The organism is Arthrobacter sp. Soil764, from assembly GCF_001428075.1.
GTDB lineage: Bacteria > Actinomycetota > Actinomycetes > Actinomycetales > Micrococcaceae > Arthrobacter.
Genome location: NZ_LMSI01000001.1, coordinates 451,970 through 467,479, shown reverse-complemented (window position 1 = coordinate 467,479; position 15,510 = coordinate 451,970). Strand labels below are relative to the sequence as shown.

Annotated in this window: 12 protein-coding genes; 4 read left to right on the top strand and 8 right to left on the bottom strand. The window is 68.4% G+C overall.

Annotated elements, in window-relative coordinates; translation table 11 throughout:
* Nucleotides 1-116: 116 nt before the first annotated feature.
* The 5 genes from ASG86_RS02170 to ASG86_RS02150 all read right to left on the bottom strand — a co-directional run bounded on the left by ASG86_RS02170 (nucleotide 117) and on the right by ASG86_RS02150 (nucleotide 5,912).
* Nucleotides 117-1,460, bottom strand: a complete 1,344-nt coding sequence (locus ASG86_RS02170; protein ID WP_056329514.1) for a helix-turn-helix domain-containing protein — start codon at nucleotides 1,458-1,460, stop codon at nucleotides 117-119.
* Between the two features lie 33 nt (nucleotides 1,461-1,493).
* Nucleotides 1,494-2,765: a glycosyltransferase gene (locus tag ASG86_RS02165; protein ID WP_056329511.1), complete on the bottom strand. Its 1,272-nt coding sequence runs from the start codon at nucleotides 2,763-2,765 to the stop codon at nucleotides 1,494-1,496.
* Entirely contained in the window at nucleotides 2,765-3,370 is a 606-nt protein-coding gene (locus tag ASG86_RS02160) for a TetR/AcrR family transcriptional regulator (RefSeq protein WP_056329507.1), read from the bottom strand. The genes ASG86_RS02165 and ASG86_RS02160 overlap by 1 nt, the downstream gene beginning before the upstream one ends.
* Nucleotides 3,371-3,410: 40 nt before the next feature.
* Nucleotides 3,411-4,841 carry an FAD-dependent oxidoreductase gene (locus tag ASG86_RS02155; protein WP_056329505.1) on the bottom strand — a complete coding sequence of 477 codons (1,431 nt, stop codon included), beginning with the start codon at nucleotides 4,839-4,841 and terminating at the stop codon, nucleotides 3,411-3,413.
* Nucleotides 4,842-4,916: 75 nt separating this feature from the next.
* Nucleotides 4,917-5,912 carry a DNA topoisomerase IB gene (locus ASG86_RS02150; RefSeq protein WP_056329729.1) on the bottom strand — a complete coding sequence of 332 codons (996 nt, stop codon included), beginning with the start codon at nucleotides 5,910-5,912 and terminating at the stop codon, nucleotides 4,917-4,919.
* A gap of 105 nt (nucleotides 5,913-6,017) precedes the next feature.
* Here ASG86_RS02150 and rarD point away from each other — a divergent pair, with 105 nt between their 5' ends.
* Complete coding sequence (gene rarD, locus ASG86_RS02145; protein WP_056329501.1) at nucleotides 6,018-7,037, top strand: EamA family transporter RarD; 1,020 nt, start codon at nucleotides 6,018-6,020, stop codon at nucleotides 7,035-7,037.
* Between the two features lie 125 nt (nucleotides 7,038-7,162).
* Here rarD and gabT read toward each other — a convergent pair whose 3' ends face one another.
* Nucleotides 7,163-8,533 carry a 4-aminobutyrate--2-oxoglutarate transaminase gene (gene gabT, locus ASG86_RS02140; RefSeq protein WP_056329499.1) on the bottom strand — a complete coding sequence of 457 codons (1,371 nt, stop codon included), beginning with the start codon at nucleotides 8,531-8,533 and terminating at the stop codon, nucleotides 7,163-7,165.
* Nucleotides 8,534-8,586: 53 nt separating this feature from the next.
* Nucleotides 8,587-10,017, bottom strand: coding sequence for an aminobutyraldehyde dehydrogenase (locus ASG86_RS02135; protein WP_056329496.1), 1,431 nt, complete (start codon nucleotides 10,015-10,017; stop codon nucleotides 8,587-8,589).
* 168 nt (nucleotides 10,018-10,185) lie between these two features.
* On the opposite strand from ASG86_RS02135, the gene ASG86_RS02130 reads away from it, so the two are divergent.
* Nucleotides 10,186-11,622 (top strand): PucR family transcriptional regulator, encoded by a 1,437-nt coding sequence (locus ASG86_RS02130; protein ID WP_056329494.1) that lies wholly within the window; start codon nucleotides 10,186-10,188, stop codon nucleotides 11,620-11,622.
* 17 nt (nucleotides 11,623-11,639) lie between these two features.
* On the opposite strand, the gene ASG86_RS02125 is transcribed toward ASG86_RS02130, so the two are convergent.
* Complete coding sequence (locus tag ASG86_RS02125; protein ID WP_056329491.1) at nucleotides 11,640-13,280, bottom strand: CYTH and CHAD domain-containing protein; 1,641 nt, start codon at nucleotides 13,278-13,280, stop codon at nucleotides 11,640-11,642.
* A 136-nt stretch (nucleotides 13,281-13,416) separates the two neighbouring features.
* Here ASG86_RS02125 and ASG86_RS02120 point away from each other — a divergent pair, with 136 nt between their 5' ends.
* Nucleotides 13,417-14,730, top strand: a complete 1,314-nt coding sequence (locus ASG86_RS02120) for an MFS transporter (RefSeq protein ID WP_056329488.1) — start codon at nucleotides 13,417-13,419, stop codon at nucleotides 14,728-14,730.
* A 4-nt stretch (nucleotides 14,731-14,734) separates the two neighbouring features.
* Nucleotides 14,735-15,415 carry a FadR/GntR family transcriptional regulator gene (locus tag ASG86_RS02115; RefSeq protein WP_056329485.1) on the top strand — a complete coding sequence of 227 codons (681 nt, stop codon included), beginning with the start codon at nucleotides 14,735-14,737 and terminating at the stop codon, nucleotides 15,413-15,415.
* The last annotated feature ends 95 nt before the right edge of the window (nucleotides 15,416-15,510 follow it).

Below are 15,510 nucleotides of genomic sequence, written 5' to 3'. Positions count from 1 at the left end.
AGCTCCTTTGCTGTGCAGGAGGCGGGCCACAGGGGCGTCCGCCGTTGAAGACAGCGTAGGAGCCGGGAGGTTGCAGCCAGGTTGCAACGTTGTGGCTCATGTCACAGGGCAACTTTTCAGGCGCGCAGTTCGGCTTCCAGTCGTTCCAGGTCGGCCACGACGGCGGCCCGCTTGGGTGAGCGCGGCGGCAGGAGGCGGAGCGCGGCGCGGCGGATTTCGACGTCGTCACTTGCCTCGGGCAGAGCGGCGTACTTGAGCAGGGACTCGGCGCTGCCGTCAGTGAGGACCGCTTCCCGCAGCAGGGACGAAACCCTGTTCCTCAAGTCCACGATGCCCGGTGCCTCGGAGCGTGGAAGCACCCCGCCGCGGTAAATCTCCAGGGCAATCCGGTGTGCACCGCGCTGCAGGCAACTGAGCACCTGGCCCGTGTCCGGCACCAGGTCGATGGGCAGCCGGTAGGGGCGCGACCCGGGAACGGCATCCTGCGAGAGCTGCTGGAGGACTTTGCGCAGGCGGACCATCTCGGCGCGCAGTGTCATGGTGGAGCCGTCCCCCGGATACAGCAGCGAGCTCAGTTCCTCCGCTGTGAGGCCGTCCGGGTGCATGCTGAGCAGGGCAAGGATTTCGCTGTGCCGGGCGGACAGGGAAACGGTCCTGCCGTCAAGGCTGAGCAGTGCCTGGTCGCGGCCCAGCAGCTGCAGGCTGTTCCGGTAGAGGCTGCCTTCCTTGGCACCCTGGCCCTGCCTTCCTGCAGCGGCCGGGGACCGTCGTCGTACCGGCTTCCTGGCCAGCTCCGCAGCATGCTGCAGGCGCTCCACCCGCAGCTGCGCCTGGGCGGCCGCCACCGTTGCCTCCACCAGGGACAGGGTGTGCGGGGCCACCGCCGTTGCCGTCCCCGTGATGTCCACGACGCCGAGCACGGCGCCTGAGTCGGGGTCATGGAAGGGGACAGCGGTGCAGCTCCAGGGATGGACGGTGCGCTGGTAGTGCTCGGCGCCGGCAATCTGGATCCCCCTGCCCAGGGCCAGGGCGGTGCCCGGGGCGCTGGTGCCAACACTGGCTTCGGACCAGTCGGCGCCGGGGACGAACATCATTCCTTCGGCCCGGCGCTGGAGCGCGGGGTCCCCGTCCACCCACAGGAGCCTGCCCACCTCATCCCCCACGGCCACCAGGAGTCCGCTGTCGTGGCTGGGCTGGACCAGGAGCTTGTTGATGACCGGCATGATGGCAGCCAGGGGGTGCTGCCGGCGGTACTCCTCCAGCTCCTCGTAGTCCAGGGCCAGCGGGGCGGCCGTGTTGTCCGGGTTTGCCTTGAAGCTGGCGGACCGCAGCCAGGATTCCCTGATGAGTTTGCGCAGGCCGGGGATTTCGGGAGTGGCGCCGCCCAGGGCGTGATCCAGGCGCTCGTGCCCGGCCAGGGCGGCACGCTGGCGCGGTTCAGGCTGGAGCAGGTTCGTCATCGAACTCCCTGGAAGTGCAGGCTTCTGGCGCCGCTAGTCTAGCCGCAGCAGTTCCTCCAGCGCATCCACCCCTGCCGCCGCTCCTCCCGCCGCAGCGTAGCCCTCCGCAACGCGCCGCGCCCCCGGTGCTTTGGTCCGGGCCTCGTGGACGGCTGCGCGGAGCCTTTCGGCGGTGAGGTGCTTCCGGCTGAGCCGCACCCCGGCGTCGGCCGCCACCACCCTCGCTGCCACCTCGTGCTGGTCCCGGCCGAACGGGACCACCACCACGGGAACCCCCTTGGACAGCGCCTTCTGGGTGGCGCCCATGCCGCCGTGGGTGACGGCGACGGCCGCGTGGTCAAGGACCTGGCCGTGTGGCACGAAGTGCTCCAGCCGGACGTTCGCCGGCACCGGTCCGAAGCCGTCGCTCCGGGGTGCACGGCCGGAGCCGGCCGATCCTGCGTCCGCTGCCGGCAAGGTGGCCACCACTGTGAAGGGTTCAGCGGCCAGCCCGGCCAGCGCCGCCCGCACAAGGGCTTCGTCGGCCTGGTATTCGGAGGATGTGGTCACCAGAACCACCGGGGTTTGGTCATCCCGCAGCCAGGCCGGAGTTTCCGTGGAGGGTTCCCAGCCGAGCGCACCGATCATCCGCACGTCCGGACCCCAGTCAGGATGGGGGTATTCGAAGGGCTCGGATGTGGCCACGAGCAGCAGCGGTGCGGTGCGGAACATTTCGTCCGCACCGCTGACGGGTGGCAGCGTGCCGGCGGACAGTTCCGAGCGCAGCGCGTTGATGCGCGGCAACATCAGCTTTTCCACGGCGCCGATCACCAGGCGGCGGGCCACCGCGTCGCGGGCCCTGCCCAGGGGCCCGGACATGGGGGCAAGCCCGGGGCCGAACGGCGGCGTTCCCCTGGATTGCAGCGGCGGGGTGTAGGGGCTGAAAGTGGCCCACGGCAACCCGGATAGTTCGGCCTGGATGCGGGCTCCCCATGAGTTGATGTCGATCAGGAGCAGTTCCGGGCCCACCTCATCGATGGCCTTCTGCAGGTCCGGGGCGTCGAACCGGGCGCGGGCGGTGAAGGTTTCCACGCTGGAAGCCAGGGCTGCCTTCGCATTCCGTGCCCGGTAGTCCGTGGCCTCGACTGCCAGGATCCGCTCGTCCACCGACCCGGCATGGAACCCTGTCCCCTTGAGCAGCGGGACCTGCCGGCGCAGCGTGCGGACGTGGACATCATGGCCGCGGTCCTTCAGTTCCTGGAGCAGCGGAACCATCGGGAAAAGATGGCCAATGGCGGGAGAAGTGTAGGCAAGGACGGTGGACATCAGGGCCTCCGGGTGAAGGGTTCCAGCATTTCGAGCAGGCAGTGGGCCACCTGGTCGCGGCTGAGCCCCGCGTCGAGGCGCAGCAGTTTCCAGGTGTAGACGTCGCAGAGGGCGACGAACTGGGCCAGGCGGCGTTTCCGCTCCGCCCTGTCCGGAAGGTAATCGTCCGCGAGGAAGGGGGCGAAGACGCGTTCGCACCACTGCCGGTGGATCCGCCGGCCGCCCTCGGTGATCTCTGCGAGGACAGGGGAAGTTTCCTCCTCGGCGAGCAGCTTCAGGGCCAGGGCGCCGGTGGTCTCGTAGTGATCCAGAAGGTTGTTGACGGCGGCAGGTACGTCGCCGGGAGGAGCGGCACCGCGCTGGGCGGCCACCTCCGTTGACGCGAATTCAGCCGTGGCGTGGATCAGCCCCATGCGGTCACCGAAGCGGCGGATAACGGTTTGGACGGTGACGCCTGCACGTTCGGCCACAGCATTCAGGGTCACGTCGGCGAGCGGCCCCTCCATGAAGAGGTCAAGAGTCGCCTGCAGGATCCGCCGCCCGGTAGCGGCGGCAGAGGCTGCGCGGTTCCGGGAATCGTAGGCCCGGGTCCCCGCCGTATTCATGTTAATCAGACTAACGCGAATACGCCTTCGCGGCTAGGGGTCAGCCGCGGGAGATGCGGACCATGTCCTCGCGGGGCACCACCTTGATCCGTTCGCGCGCCAGGTGGTCCAGCCCCTCGGGGCCGGTCCAGGCGGCGCCCAGGCCTGCCTCGTGGGCGTCGAGCCTGTTCCACCCTTCCCAGGTGGTGTATTCGATGCCGCGTTCCTCAAGCAGGTCGATAATGGCCTGCGGGTCCGGATTTTGTGCTGCGGGAAGGTTCAACCGGTCCTCCAGCAGGAAGCCGATGGTCTCCAGCGCATCGCCCTTGGTGTGGCCGATCAGCCCGACGGGGCCGCGCTTGATCCAGCCCGTGGTGTAGATGCCAGGGACGGAATTGCCCTCCGCATCCAGGACACGTCCGCCTTCGTTGGGGATGACGCCGCGCTTGGCGTCGTACTCCAGTTCATCCAGGGCGGAGCCGTGGTAGCCGATGGCCCGGTAGACCGCCTGGACGGGGTACTCGACGTACTCCCCCGTACCCTTGGCGTTGCCGGTCCCGTCCAGCTGCATGCGCTCAAACTTGATGCCGCCCACCTTGCCCGTGCCGTCGTCGAGCACCTCAACGGGGCTGTGCAGGAAGTGCAGGTGCAGCCTGCGGGAGGAGGGGTTCTCCGACTCCGCATGCTCCTCCACCAGCCAGTTGGTGAGCGTGTTCACCATGGTCTTGACCTGGTTGTTGCTGCGGATCGCCTCGTCCGACGCCTCGTCGAATTCGAAGTCCTCCGGGTACAGGACAATGTCCACATCGTTCATGTGGCTGAGCTCGCGCAGCTCCAGCGGGGTGAACTTCACCTGGGCCGGGCCGCGGCGGCCGAAGACGTGGACGTCCGTCACGGGCGAGGCCTTCAGGCCCTGGTAGACGTTGTCCGGAATCTCGGTGCTCAGCAGTTCCTCCGGGTGCTTGACCAGCATGCGCGCCACGTCCAAGGCCACGTTGCCGTTGCCGATGACGGCGATTTCCCGGGCCTCCAGCGGCCACTCACGGGGAACATCGGGATGGCCGTCGTACCAGGAGACAAAGTCGGCGCCGCCGAACGAGCCCTGCAGGTTGATGCCGGGAATCTCCAGGTCCGCGTCCTTCACGGCGCCGGTGGAGAAGATCACGGCGTCGTAGAAGGCCCGGAAATCGTGCAGCGTGAGGTCACGGCCGTAGGTCACATTGCCCAGGAACCGGATGTCGCCGCGGTCCAGGACCTTGTGGAGGGCGTTCACGATGCCCTTGATGCGGGGGTGGTCCGGGGCCACGCCGTAACGGATCAGGCCGTAGGGCGCCGGGTAGGCCTCGAAAAGGTCGATGCTGACCTGGAAGTCGCCGTCCTTCACCCCGCTGGACTTGGTGAGGATGTCCGCAGCATAGACTCCTGCCGGTCCAGCGCCGACGATGGCGACGCGGAGGGGACGGTTGGCGGCGGTTTCGCTCTGATTGGACACCGGGAGCCCTTCTGAACTGGTCCTGCTCACGTTTCATGAGACTGCGCCGCATCATGCAGCGCACAGTCCCCCATTCTAGTTGGCGGCCAGGGCCACCACCTTGCCCTCGCGGTAGAGGAGCGCCCGCAGTTCGGCCTCGGCCGAGTCCAGGCGCTTCGGGTCGATGGTTTCGCCCGCGTGGTAGTGGTCCAGGACGCGGGGGTCCACGTAGCTCTTGCGGGCGATTGAAGGTGTGTTTCCCAGCGTCTCCGCGGCATCGTACATGGCCCGGCTGATGGCGCGCTTCCGTTTGGCTGCCGTGCGCTGCGCGCCGGTGCGGGCCAGGCTTGCCGCCGCCGCCACCGTCCCGCGAAGGGTGCGGAAGTCCTTGGCCGTGAAGTCAGACCCCGTCCGTTCCTTCACGTAGGCATTGATGTCCGCGCTGGTCACCGGGCGCCAAGTCCTGCCCTCCTTGTAGGCCAGGAGCCGGGCATTGGGCCCGCGGCGCTTGAGCAGTCTCAGCAGGACGGCGAGGTCGGGGTCGCGGATTTCCGATTCCCAGTCCTTCCCGCTCTTGGCCGGGAAGCGCAGCAGGATCCGGTCCTTGCGCACCTGGACGTGGGCGCACAGCAGCGTGGCCAGTCCCCGGCTGCCGTTCTCGTTGGTGTACCGCTCAGACCCCACCCGCAGGGATCCGCTGTCCAGCATCCGGAACGCCCCCGCCAGGACCCGTTCCCTGGTGAAGCCCTCGCTGCGCAGGTCCATGGTGACCCGGCGTCGGGCCGCAGGCAGCGATTCGGCCAGCTGGAGGGACCGGTCGAACTTCAGCCGGTCCTTACGTTCCCGCCACTCGGGGTGGTAAATGTACTGGCGCCGACCCACCGCATCCACGCCCGTGGCCTGGATGTGGCCGTTTTCAAACGGGGCAATCCAGACGTCGGTCCATGCCGGCGGGATGCCGATGCTCTCCAGCCGGTCGCGGATGGGACCGGGCGGCAGGGTGGAGCCGTCCAGGTCCCGGTAACTGAAGCCTTTGCCGGCCGGCACCCTGCGGTAGCCGCGGCCCGAGGCGTTGCTGCGCCGGAGCCTCATGGGGCCGGCTGCGGGGTACGGGCGCATCTCATGAAAGCAAGCCTACTGACTATTTTCCGGATTTCCCTGCCCGCCTGGTGGAATACCTGCCGGAGGGATGCTGTTATGGACAGCGTGCCCATGCCAGACGGAACGCCCACAGCCACCTCCTCCGCCCCACACTCCAGGACTGGAACGGCGGCGCCCGCAGGCCCCAAGCCGCTGGCCAAGGACACGACGGCGGGAATGCTGTTCGGCATCGGCGCGTACGTCTTGTGGGGGCTGCTCCCCCTGTACTTCTTCATCCTGATGCCGGCCGGCGCCGTCGAGATCGTCGCCAACCGGGTGGTGTGGTCACTGCTCTTCTGTGCACTCCTGATCACGGTGACCAGGGCGTGGGGCGTGCTCGCGGCGGCATTGAGGGACCGGCGCGTCTTTGCTTCGCTGGCCCTGGCGGCGTTCCTGATCGCCATCAACTGGCTGACCTATACGTATGGTGTGACCACCGGGCAGGCCGTGGAAACCTCGCTGGGCTATTTCATCAACCCGCTCGTTTCGGTCCTGCTGGGCGTGCTCGTGCTGAAGGAAAAGTTGCGCCCGCTCCAGTGGGCCGCGGTGGGCGTCGGCTTCGTGGCGGTGGGTGTCCTGACCTATTCGTACGGGAAGCTGCCGTGGATCGCCCTGACGCTGGCCTTCAGCTTCGGCCTGTACGGCTTCGTGAAGAACCGGGTGGGATCGCGGGTGGACGCCATCACCAGCCTGAGCGTGGAGACCATGGTGCTGGCCCCGCTGGCCGCCGTGGCCATGGTGGTCCTGGCCGAGACCAACAGCGCCACGCTGACCTCGCAGGGTCCCGGGCACTTCTGGCTGCTGCTGGCGTCGGGCGTGATCACCGCCGTCCCGCTGCTCTTCTTCGGCGCCTCCGCGCGGCGGCTGCCCATGACCACCATCGGGCTGCTCCAGTACTTTGCGCCCGTGCTGCAGTTCCTGGTGGCGCTGCTGGTGTTCCGCGAAGCCATGACCGTGGAGCGCTGGATCGGATTCGGCGTGGTGTGGCTGGCGCTGCTCCTGCTGACCCTTGACATGCTCCAGACAGCCCGCAGGAACTCGGTGGCCCGCAGGGCAGCGCTGCGCGGGGCCGCCTGACGCCCTGTTCCTAGCGCAACGCCGGACGCACGCAACCCCGGGCGCACGCCGGCGCATCCGACAAAGAAGGCGGACTCCCCTTCGGGAGTCCGCCTTCTCTGCGTTGCCGGAGGGAGTCGTTCCGGTTAGGCGTTGGCCTTGATGGCGGCGGCCAGGACATCCAGGCCGTCGTTCAGCAGCTCGTCGGTGATGACCAGCGGCGGCAGCAGGCGGATGACGTTGCCGTAGGTGCCGCAGGTGAGGATGATGACGCCTTCCTTCAGGCAGGCGGCGGCAACGGCCTTGGTCAGTTCCGGGTTGGGTTCCTTGGAGCCGGCCTGGACAAGTTCGACGGCGAGCATGGCGCCGCGGCCGCGGACGTCACCGATCACGGCGGTGCCGGCAGCGGCGAGTTCGCCCTGCAGGTCGCGGAGCCGGCCCAGTGCGAGTTCCTCGATGTGGCGGGCGCGGCCGTTCAGGTTGTACTCCTCCATGGATCCGATGGAGGCGAGGGCTGCGGCGCAGGCCACCGGGTTTCCGCCGTAGGTGCCGCCCAGCCCGCCCGGGTGCACGGCGTCCAGCAGGTCTGCGCGGCCGGTGATGGCGGACAGCGGCATGCCGCCGGCAATGCCCTTGGCCATGGTCATGATGTCCGGGACAACATCCTCGTGGTTCACGGCGAACCATTCGCCGGTGCGGCAGAAGCCGGACTGGACCTCGTCCGCGATGAAGACGATGCCCTTTTCCTTGGCCCAGGCGGCCAGCGCGGGGAGGAAGCCCTCGGCCGGGACGATGAACCCGCCCTCGCCCTGGATGGGCTCGATGATGACCGCGGCCACCTGGTCGCCGCCGATCTGCTTTTCGATCATGGTGATGGCGCGCTTGGCGGCTTCGGCACCGGTGATGGCGGGGTTTTCCTCGCGGTACGGGTAGCTCATGGGCATCCGGTACACCTCGGGCGCGAACGGCCCGAAGTTGGTCTTGTACGGCATGGCCTTGGCGGTCAGCGCCATGGTCAGGTTGGTGCGGCCGTGGTAGGCGTGGTCGAAGGCGACCACGGCGTCCCGGCCGGTAGCCAGGCGGGCCACCTTGACGGCATTCTCCACTGCCTCGGCGCCGGAGTTGAAGAGGACGGTGCGCTTCTCGTGGTCACCCGGGGTGAGGCGGTTCAGCTGCTCGGCGACGGCCACGTAGCCTTCGTAGGGGGTGACCATGAAGCAGGTGTGGGTGAAGTGCTCCACGGCTTCCTTGACGGCGCCGACGACGGCGGGGTCGGATGCTCCCACGCTGGTCACGGCAATGCCGGAGCCGAGGTCGATGAAGGAGTTGCCGTCGACGTCGTGGATGATCCCGCCGTCGGCGTCTGCAACGTAGACCGGGACGCTGGAGGCGACGCCGGCAGCCACCACGGACTTGCGGCGTTCGGTCAGTGCCACGGACTTGGGGCCCGGGAAGTCGGCCTGGACGTTGCGCTTCTGCTCCAGGCGGTAGGTGATGTCTGATGCGGTGGTGGTCATGGTGTTTCTTTCTTTGCTAAAGGGGCGCCGGTGGGGAAAATCAGGCGGCTGGGTTATGCATCAAGTGCACTCATCACGTGCTTGATGCGCGTGTAGTCCTCCACGCCGTACATGGAGAGGTCCTTGCCGTAGCCGGACTGCTTGAAGCCGCCGTGCGGCATTTCGGCGGTGAGCAGGATGTGGGTGTTGATCCAGACGGCGCCGAAGTCCAGGTCGCGGCTCAGCCGCATGGCCGTGCCGTGGTTGCTGGTCCAGACGCTCGACGCCAGGGCGTAATCCACGTCGTTGGCCATGGCCACCGCTTCTTCTTCGGTGCTGAACTTCTGCACCGTGATGACCGGGCCGAAGGTCTCCTTCTGCACCACGTCGTCGGTCTGCTTGGCTCCGGTGATGATGGTGGGCTCGAAGAAGTAGCCCTTCTCCCCCGCCCGGTGGCCGCCGGTCTCGATCCGGCAGTTGGCTGGCAGGTTCTCCACCACGGAGGTGACGGCGTTGAAGTGGTTCACGTTGTTCAGCGGGCCGAAGTAGTTGTCTTCGTCGTTCTGCGAGCCGGTGTGCAGGGTCCGGGTGTGCTCCACCATGGCGGCCACAACGTCGTCGTGAACGGAGTCCTCCACCAGCACGCGGGTGATGGCGGTGCAGTCCTGGCCGGCGTTGAAGAAAGCGAACTCGGCGATGGCCGCGGCGCTCTTCTTGATGTCGGCATCCTTGAACACGATGGCCGGAGCCTTGCCGCCCAGTTCCAGGTGCGCACGCTTGAGGCTCTTGGCGGCACCGGAGGCAACAGCGATGCCGGCGCGGACCGAACCGGTAATGGACACCAGGCCGGGGACCTTGTGCTCCACCATCATGGCGCCCGTTTCGCCGGTCCCGAGCACCACGTTGAGGACGCCGGCGGGGAAGATGTCGCCGGCCAGGCGGGCCAGGACCAGGGTGGATTCGGGGGTGGTGTCGGACGGCTTGAGGACCACAGTGTTGCCGGCTGCGAGCGCGGGGCCGATCTTCCAGATGGCCATCAGGAACGGGTAGTTCCAGGGGGCCACCTGGGCCACGACGCCGATGGGTTCGCGGCGGACGTAGGAGGTGTGGCCCTCGAAGTATTCCCCCGCGGACTTGCCTTCAAGGATGCGGGCGGCGCCGGCGAAGAAGCGCAGCTGGTCGGCGCCGGCGGCAACCTCCTCGGAGGCGATCAGGGAGCGGACCTGGCCGGTGTTGCGGTGCTGGGCGTCGACGATTTCGTCACTGTTGGCCTCGATGGCGTCTGCGAGCTTGAGCAGCATCAGCTGCCGCTGGCCCGGGGTGACATGCTTCCAGGTCCTGAAGGCGTCCTTGGCAGCCGCCATGGCGGCATCGACGTCCGCCTGCATGGAGACGGGGGCCTGCGCCACCACGTCGCCGTTGGTGGGGTTGACCACGTCCAGCAGGGTGGTGCCCGCGGGGGTGACGAACTTCCCGTTGATGAAGTTCTGCAAGGTTTGGACCACGGTGTGCAACCTCTTTCGTAAGGGCCATCGGCGGCCGGGCGGAGACCAGGACGGATGGATGGAACTGCCTTGAGCCTATGCCAGCGCCCAAGTCGGGTGAATAGCCACCTGCACACCCTTGCCAAAGAGGTTTAGTGCGGTTGCCCAGCTCACGTTTATCCTTGCTTCATGGCCATTTCCCTTGCTGCCCTGGTGGGCGTGTCGTCCCTTAAGCTGTCAAAAGCGGGCGTGGCGGAGACTACGTGGAACCAGGACATCAATTGGGTGGCGGTCACGGAACTGGAGGATCCGCAGCGGTTCCTTAACGGCGGGGAGCTGGTCCTCACCACCGGCCTGCGCCTGCGCTCCGCCCCCGAGCAGCGCCGTTTTGTCCGCCAGGTGCAGCGGGCCGGCGCGGTGGGCATCGGATTCGGCGTGGGCCTCTCGCATGAAGCGGTGCCGCCGGCACTGCTAGCGGAGGCCAACCGCTGGGGCCTGCCCGTGGTGGAAGTGCCGTACGAGACCCCGTTCATCGCCATCACCAAGCTGGTGGCCGACGCGCAGTCCGCGGACCATTACGCCAAGCTGGAACGGCTGATCGCCGGCCACCAGGTCCTGGCGCGGGCACTGCTGACCGGCGGCGGGGTGGGCGAACTGTTGAAGAACCTGGGCGGCATGCTCCGCACGGACGTTGCCCTCACGCAGTTCACGGCGCAGCTGTACAACAGCAGCACCGCCAGCCCGTCGGCGGACACCTGGTCCAGCTATCCCGTCCCCACGGGACGCCGTGATGCCTGCACGCTGTGGGTGCGCCAGCCGTTCGAGGACACGGGCATCATCGGCTACGCGCAGAACCTGATCAGCGTGGAGTTGAACAACATGGTCAAGCAGCGGCAGGCCCAGCGTGCCCTCTGCGGCCAGGTGCTGGAGGACGTGATCCACGGGGCGCTGGAGACCAGCGAGGCGCAGCGCCGACTGGCCGGCGTGGGCGTGAACAGCACCCGCAAGAACGTGGTGCTGCTGGCCGTGTCGGCCGCCCACGGCAAGGCCCTGGGCAGCACCTCGGTGCCGCTGGAACTGGAGAAGGCGGTTGCCGCCGTGGTGGGCAAGGACCTGGTGCTGGTGGTCAACGACGACGGCGGGACGGCACCGGCGCTGGCACGGAAGCTCAGCGACCACCTCGCCGAAGCCGGCATCCACGCCACGATCGGCATCGGCGGGGCGTACACCAAGCCGAACGGCCTGCGCTGGAGCTACTTTGAGGCCCGGGACGCCGCGAGCCATGGCCTGCCGGTCAACGAACCCGAGCGGCTCAGCCTGACGTCGCTGCTGCTGGCCAGCGAGGATGTGCCGCTGGCGGACATGGCGCACGAGTCACTGAACCCGCTGCGGTCCTTCGATGCGGCGCACGGCTCGGAGCTGATGGCCACGCTGGAGAGCTATCTGAACAACAACGGCTCGGTGGCAGCCGTGGCGGAGGAACTCACACTGCACCGCAACACCGTTCGGTACCGGCTGGCCCAGATCACCGAACTCACGGGGTACGACCCCGCCGTCACCGCCGACCGGGTGCAGCTGTGGCTCGCCCTGGCGGTGGCGCGGTTGTCGGCGCGCCAGGGCAAGTAGCCGGGATAAGCTGCCGGTCAGATGACGCCGTGGCCCAACAGGTCGCGCGATTTCTTCCACGCTTTCCGGAAGTCGGCCTGGGCCGCCAGCATCCGTTCTTCCTGCTGGTTGAGCAGCTGCGCATAGATGCCCGCGGTGGCCGCATCCGTGCCGTCCGCGGCGATGCCGGCCAGCAGGTCGCGGGCCACGGCGGCGTCCTGGAACCGGCCAAGGATCTTTTGTTGCCTGCGGGCGGCCTTTGCCACCTTGCCCGCCCGCTTGCCGCGCACCAGCACTGCCGATTCAGCCACATGGCGCAGCCGCTTGGCGTCCTTGCGGACACGGTGGAGGGCCAGCTCCTGCTCCCTGCCGCGCCGCGCGCGCTTCACCGCCTTGCGCGAGCGCCGCAGCCGTTTGGCCGCCTTGTCCACCGCCTTCGCCGCCGCCCGCCGCCCGGGCGTCACCGCTTCGGCACGCACCGGCGGGCTGTCGCGGAAGTCCTCAAGCTTGTCCAGAAGCCGGAAGTAGCGCTCAGTTCCCAAGGCTTCCTGCAGGAGCCGGTACGCGGCGTCGTAATCGGCGCCCGTGCGCTCCTGCAGCCGGGTTGTTGCCTCCGCAATACCATCCCCGGGCGGCAGACCGGCCAGCTGTCCGCGGAGCTGTTCCCTCAGGACTTCGGCGTCACGCGGCTGCCCCAGCAGCTGGCCCAACCACTTCAGCTCGTTCCGCAGCTTGCGGACCGGCGATGCCCGGTAGAGCCTGCCGTAGGCACCCAGCACCGAACGGATCCGCCGCGCTGCCGAGCGCATTGCGTGCACTGCCTCGGGTTCCTCGCCCCGGACGGCGGCGTCGCTGGCAAGAATCTGGTCAATCTGCGCGCCCACGTAAACGGTGACGACGGCGGCTGCCGGCGCACGCTTTCCGGCCAGCAGGGCCGGGCTGCTTCCGGCCGCGGCGTCGCCGTCGGCTTCCCCACCTGCGGCTTCCCCACCTCTGGCTTCTTCACCGGCGGCGGCGGGCTCGGCGGCCGCCTTACCGGCTTTTTTGTCATCGCCCAGTGCGCGGGCCAGTTTGGAGGCGTGGCCGGCCGGGCGGGCGCCGGCAGCGGCGAGCAGTTCCTCCACGGGCCCAAAGAGGCCGGGATCCCCGTGGACCAGTTCCAGTTCCCACTCGCGCCACTGCTGCCGGGTGGCTGCCGCCTTGTCCCTGTCCTGGAGCCGTTCGGCAGTCACCTGGTCGTCGGCGAGGTCGGCGAGGTGGACGCCGTCGTCCCCGTACAGGGGATAGGTGGTGCGGCGGGTTTCCAGACGGACCACCGGCACCGGGAGGGCACCCCTGAGGTAGGCGTGCAGGTGGGTGAGCAGGGTGTCCGGGACGACGTCGGGCCGGCCCAGGGGTGCGTGCAGTTCCGTGCGGTGCTGCGGCCCGTCCCCGTCCGCGGCAGCTTGTGGCGGCAGCTTCAGGTGCCAGCCGGCGTCCTTCCCGCCGGTGCGGCGGCGCAGTGTGATGCGCCGGGCGGCGAGGGCATGCTTTGGCGTGTCGAAGTACACCGCCTCCAGGAGGTCGGTATGCGGCTTGCCTGCCCGGGCCACCCCGGCTGCCTGCTCCAGTGCGGGCACTGCGGCGCCGGCGTCGACGTCGTACTTCTTCTCAATTTCCAGTCCCCGGGAAGCCTCCACAGCCGTCCTTCCGCACCACCTGGTCCGCGCCAGGCCCTCTGACAGTCCGTTGGCAGTCTATTGCAGCGGCCGGGACCCGGGAGAGGTTGGCCACAAAAGAGCAAACATCAAACGTCTAACCTTTAGGCTGGAAGGTATGCCCGCCACTCCCCCCTCCTCCCCATCCCTGGCCGCCGAGGCACCCGCGGCTGCCCCAAGCGCTCCTGCGACCGGCACGGCCGCCGCCAAGCCGCGCTCCGCCGTCGTGTTCGGCGTGATCGGCCTGGTGCTGATCGGGCTCAATCTTCGGGCGGGCATCACCGGGGCGTCCGCCCTGCTGCACGACCTCCAGGCGGTGCTGGGTTACGGGGCACTGGTGGCGGCCATCATTCCGTCCATCCCGACGCTCTGCTTCGCGCTGGCGGGCGCCGCCACCTCATGGCTCACCGGCAGGGTGGGGGTGGAGAAGGCCATCCTGCTGTCCCTGGCCCTGCTGGCCGGCGGCCTCCTGCTGCGCGGCATCCCCGCCACCGGCATGCTCGTGGCCGGCAGCGTGGTGGGCATGTCCGGCCTGGCGATCTGCAACGTGGCCATGCCGTCCTTCATCCGCGAACACTTCGCCTCGCGCACCTCGCTGATGACCGCCGTCTACACGGTGACCATGACCACCGGCGGCACGCTGACATCCGTCGCGGTGGTGCCGCTGGCCCAGGCCCTGGGGTCTCCTTCGGCCGCCGTGGGTGCCGTGGGCATCGCCGCGGTGGCGGCCTTCCTGGGTTTCCTGCCCGTGGCATTGCACGCCCACCGCACCACGGTCCGGAGCACCGCCGGCCACGTCTCCCCCTGGCCGCTGCTGCGGACCCGCAAAGGCCAGCTCCTCACCGCGATCTTCACGCTGCAGGCCCTCCTCGCCTATGCCCTGCTGAGCTGGTTCCCGTACATGCTCACCACCATGGGCCTGAGCGCCGCCGACAGTGGGCTGATGTTCGGGCTCATGCAGCTGGTCTCCGTTCCGGCCGGCATGGTGCTGATCGCCATCGGATCCCGCCCCGGGATGCTGCGCCCGGCGTTCTACCTGGTGAGCATCACCATGGCTGTAGGCATCCTGGCGCTCCTGTTCCTGCCCGTGGGCCTGGCGGCCATCCCCGCCGTCCTGCTGGGCTTTGGTTTGGGCATCTTCCCGCTGGTGATGGTCATGATCAGCCGCAGCGGCACCAGCACGTCCGAAACCACTGCGCTGTCCACGCTGGCCCAGTCCTCGGGGTACCTGCTGGCCACGGCTGGCCCCTTCGGCATGGGACTGCTGCACAGCGCCACCGGCGGCTGGATCCTGCCGCTGGCCCTGCTGCTGGCACTGGCGCTGGTGCAGATCGTGGTATCCCACCTGATTACCGGCCGTGCGATGTCCGGCAAGACCGCAGCCACTGCCCAGGGCGCTGTTCCGGCCCGCACCGCGGATGGAAGGAAGTAGCCCCGTGTCACTGAGCCCGTCAGTCCGCCCGCCGCTCGCCGCCGAAGTCACGGCCAAACTGCGGGACATGGTCCACACCGGCGAGTGGGCCCTGAACCAGCGCATCCCTTCCGAGCCCGAACTCATGGCGCGGCTTGGTGTCTCCCGCGGAACCCTCCGGGAAGCAGTCAAGGCCCTTGCCCACGGCGGCATGCTGGAGGTCCGGCGCGGGGACGGCACCTACGTGCGCGCTACCAGCGAGATGTCCGGTGCCGCGCAGCGGATGTACCGGGACCACACCGAGCAGCACATCCTGGAGGTGCGGCTGGGCCTGGATACGCAGGCTGCCCGGCTGGCGGCACGGAATGCAACGGACCAGGACGTCACCGCCCTGCGTGCCCTCCTCACCAGCCGGGACCGGGCCTGGAACAGGGGTGACTTCGAGGGCTGGGCGGACGCCGACTGGCACTTCCACGAGGGCATCGCGAGGGCGTCCGGCAACCCGCTGCTGCACGAGCTCTACGCCAGCTTCGGAACAGTTTTCCACCAGGATCTCCTCAAGCAGCAGCGCCGGCCCGGCTTCAACGGGCTTCCGCGGGACGGCCACGAGACGCTCCTGGATGCGATCGAACGGCGGGACGAAGACGCCGCCGTGGCCACGGTGAACCGGAACCTGAACTCCTGCGCGGAGTGGCTGGCGGAGTAGCCTCCACCCGCACCCCTGGCGGTGAACTTTTTCGCGCAGGGTTTCTACCCGACCCTAACCATCAGTAGGCTTACCATCTGACGAAGGATGTTCTG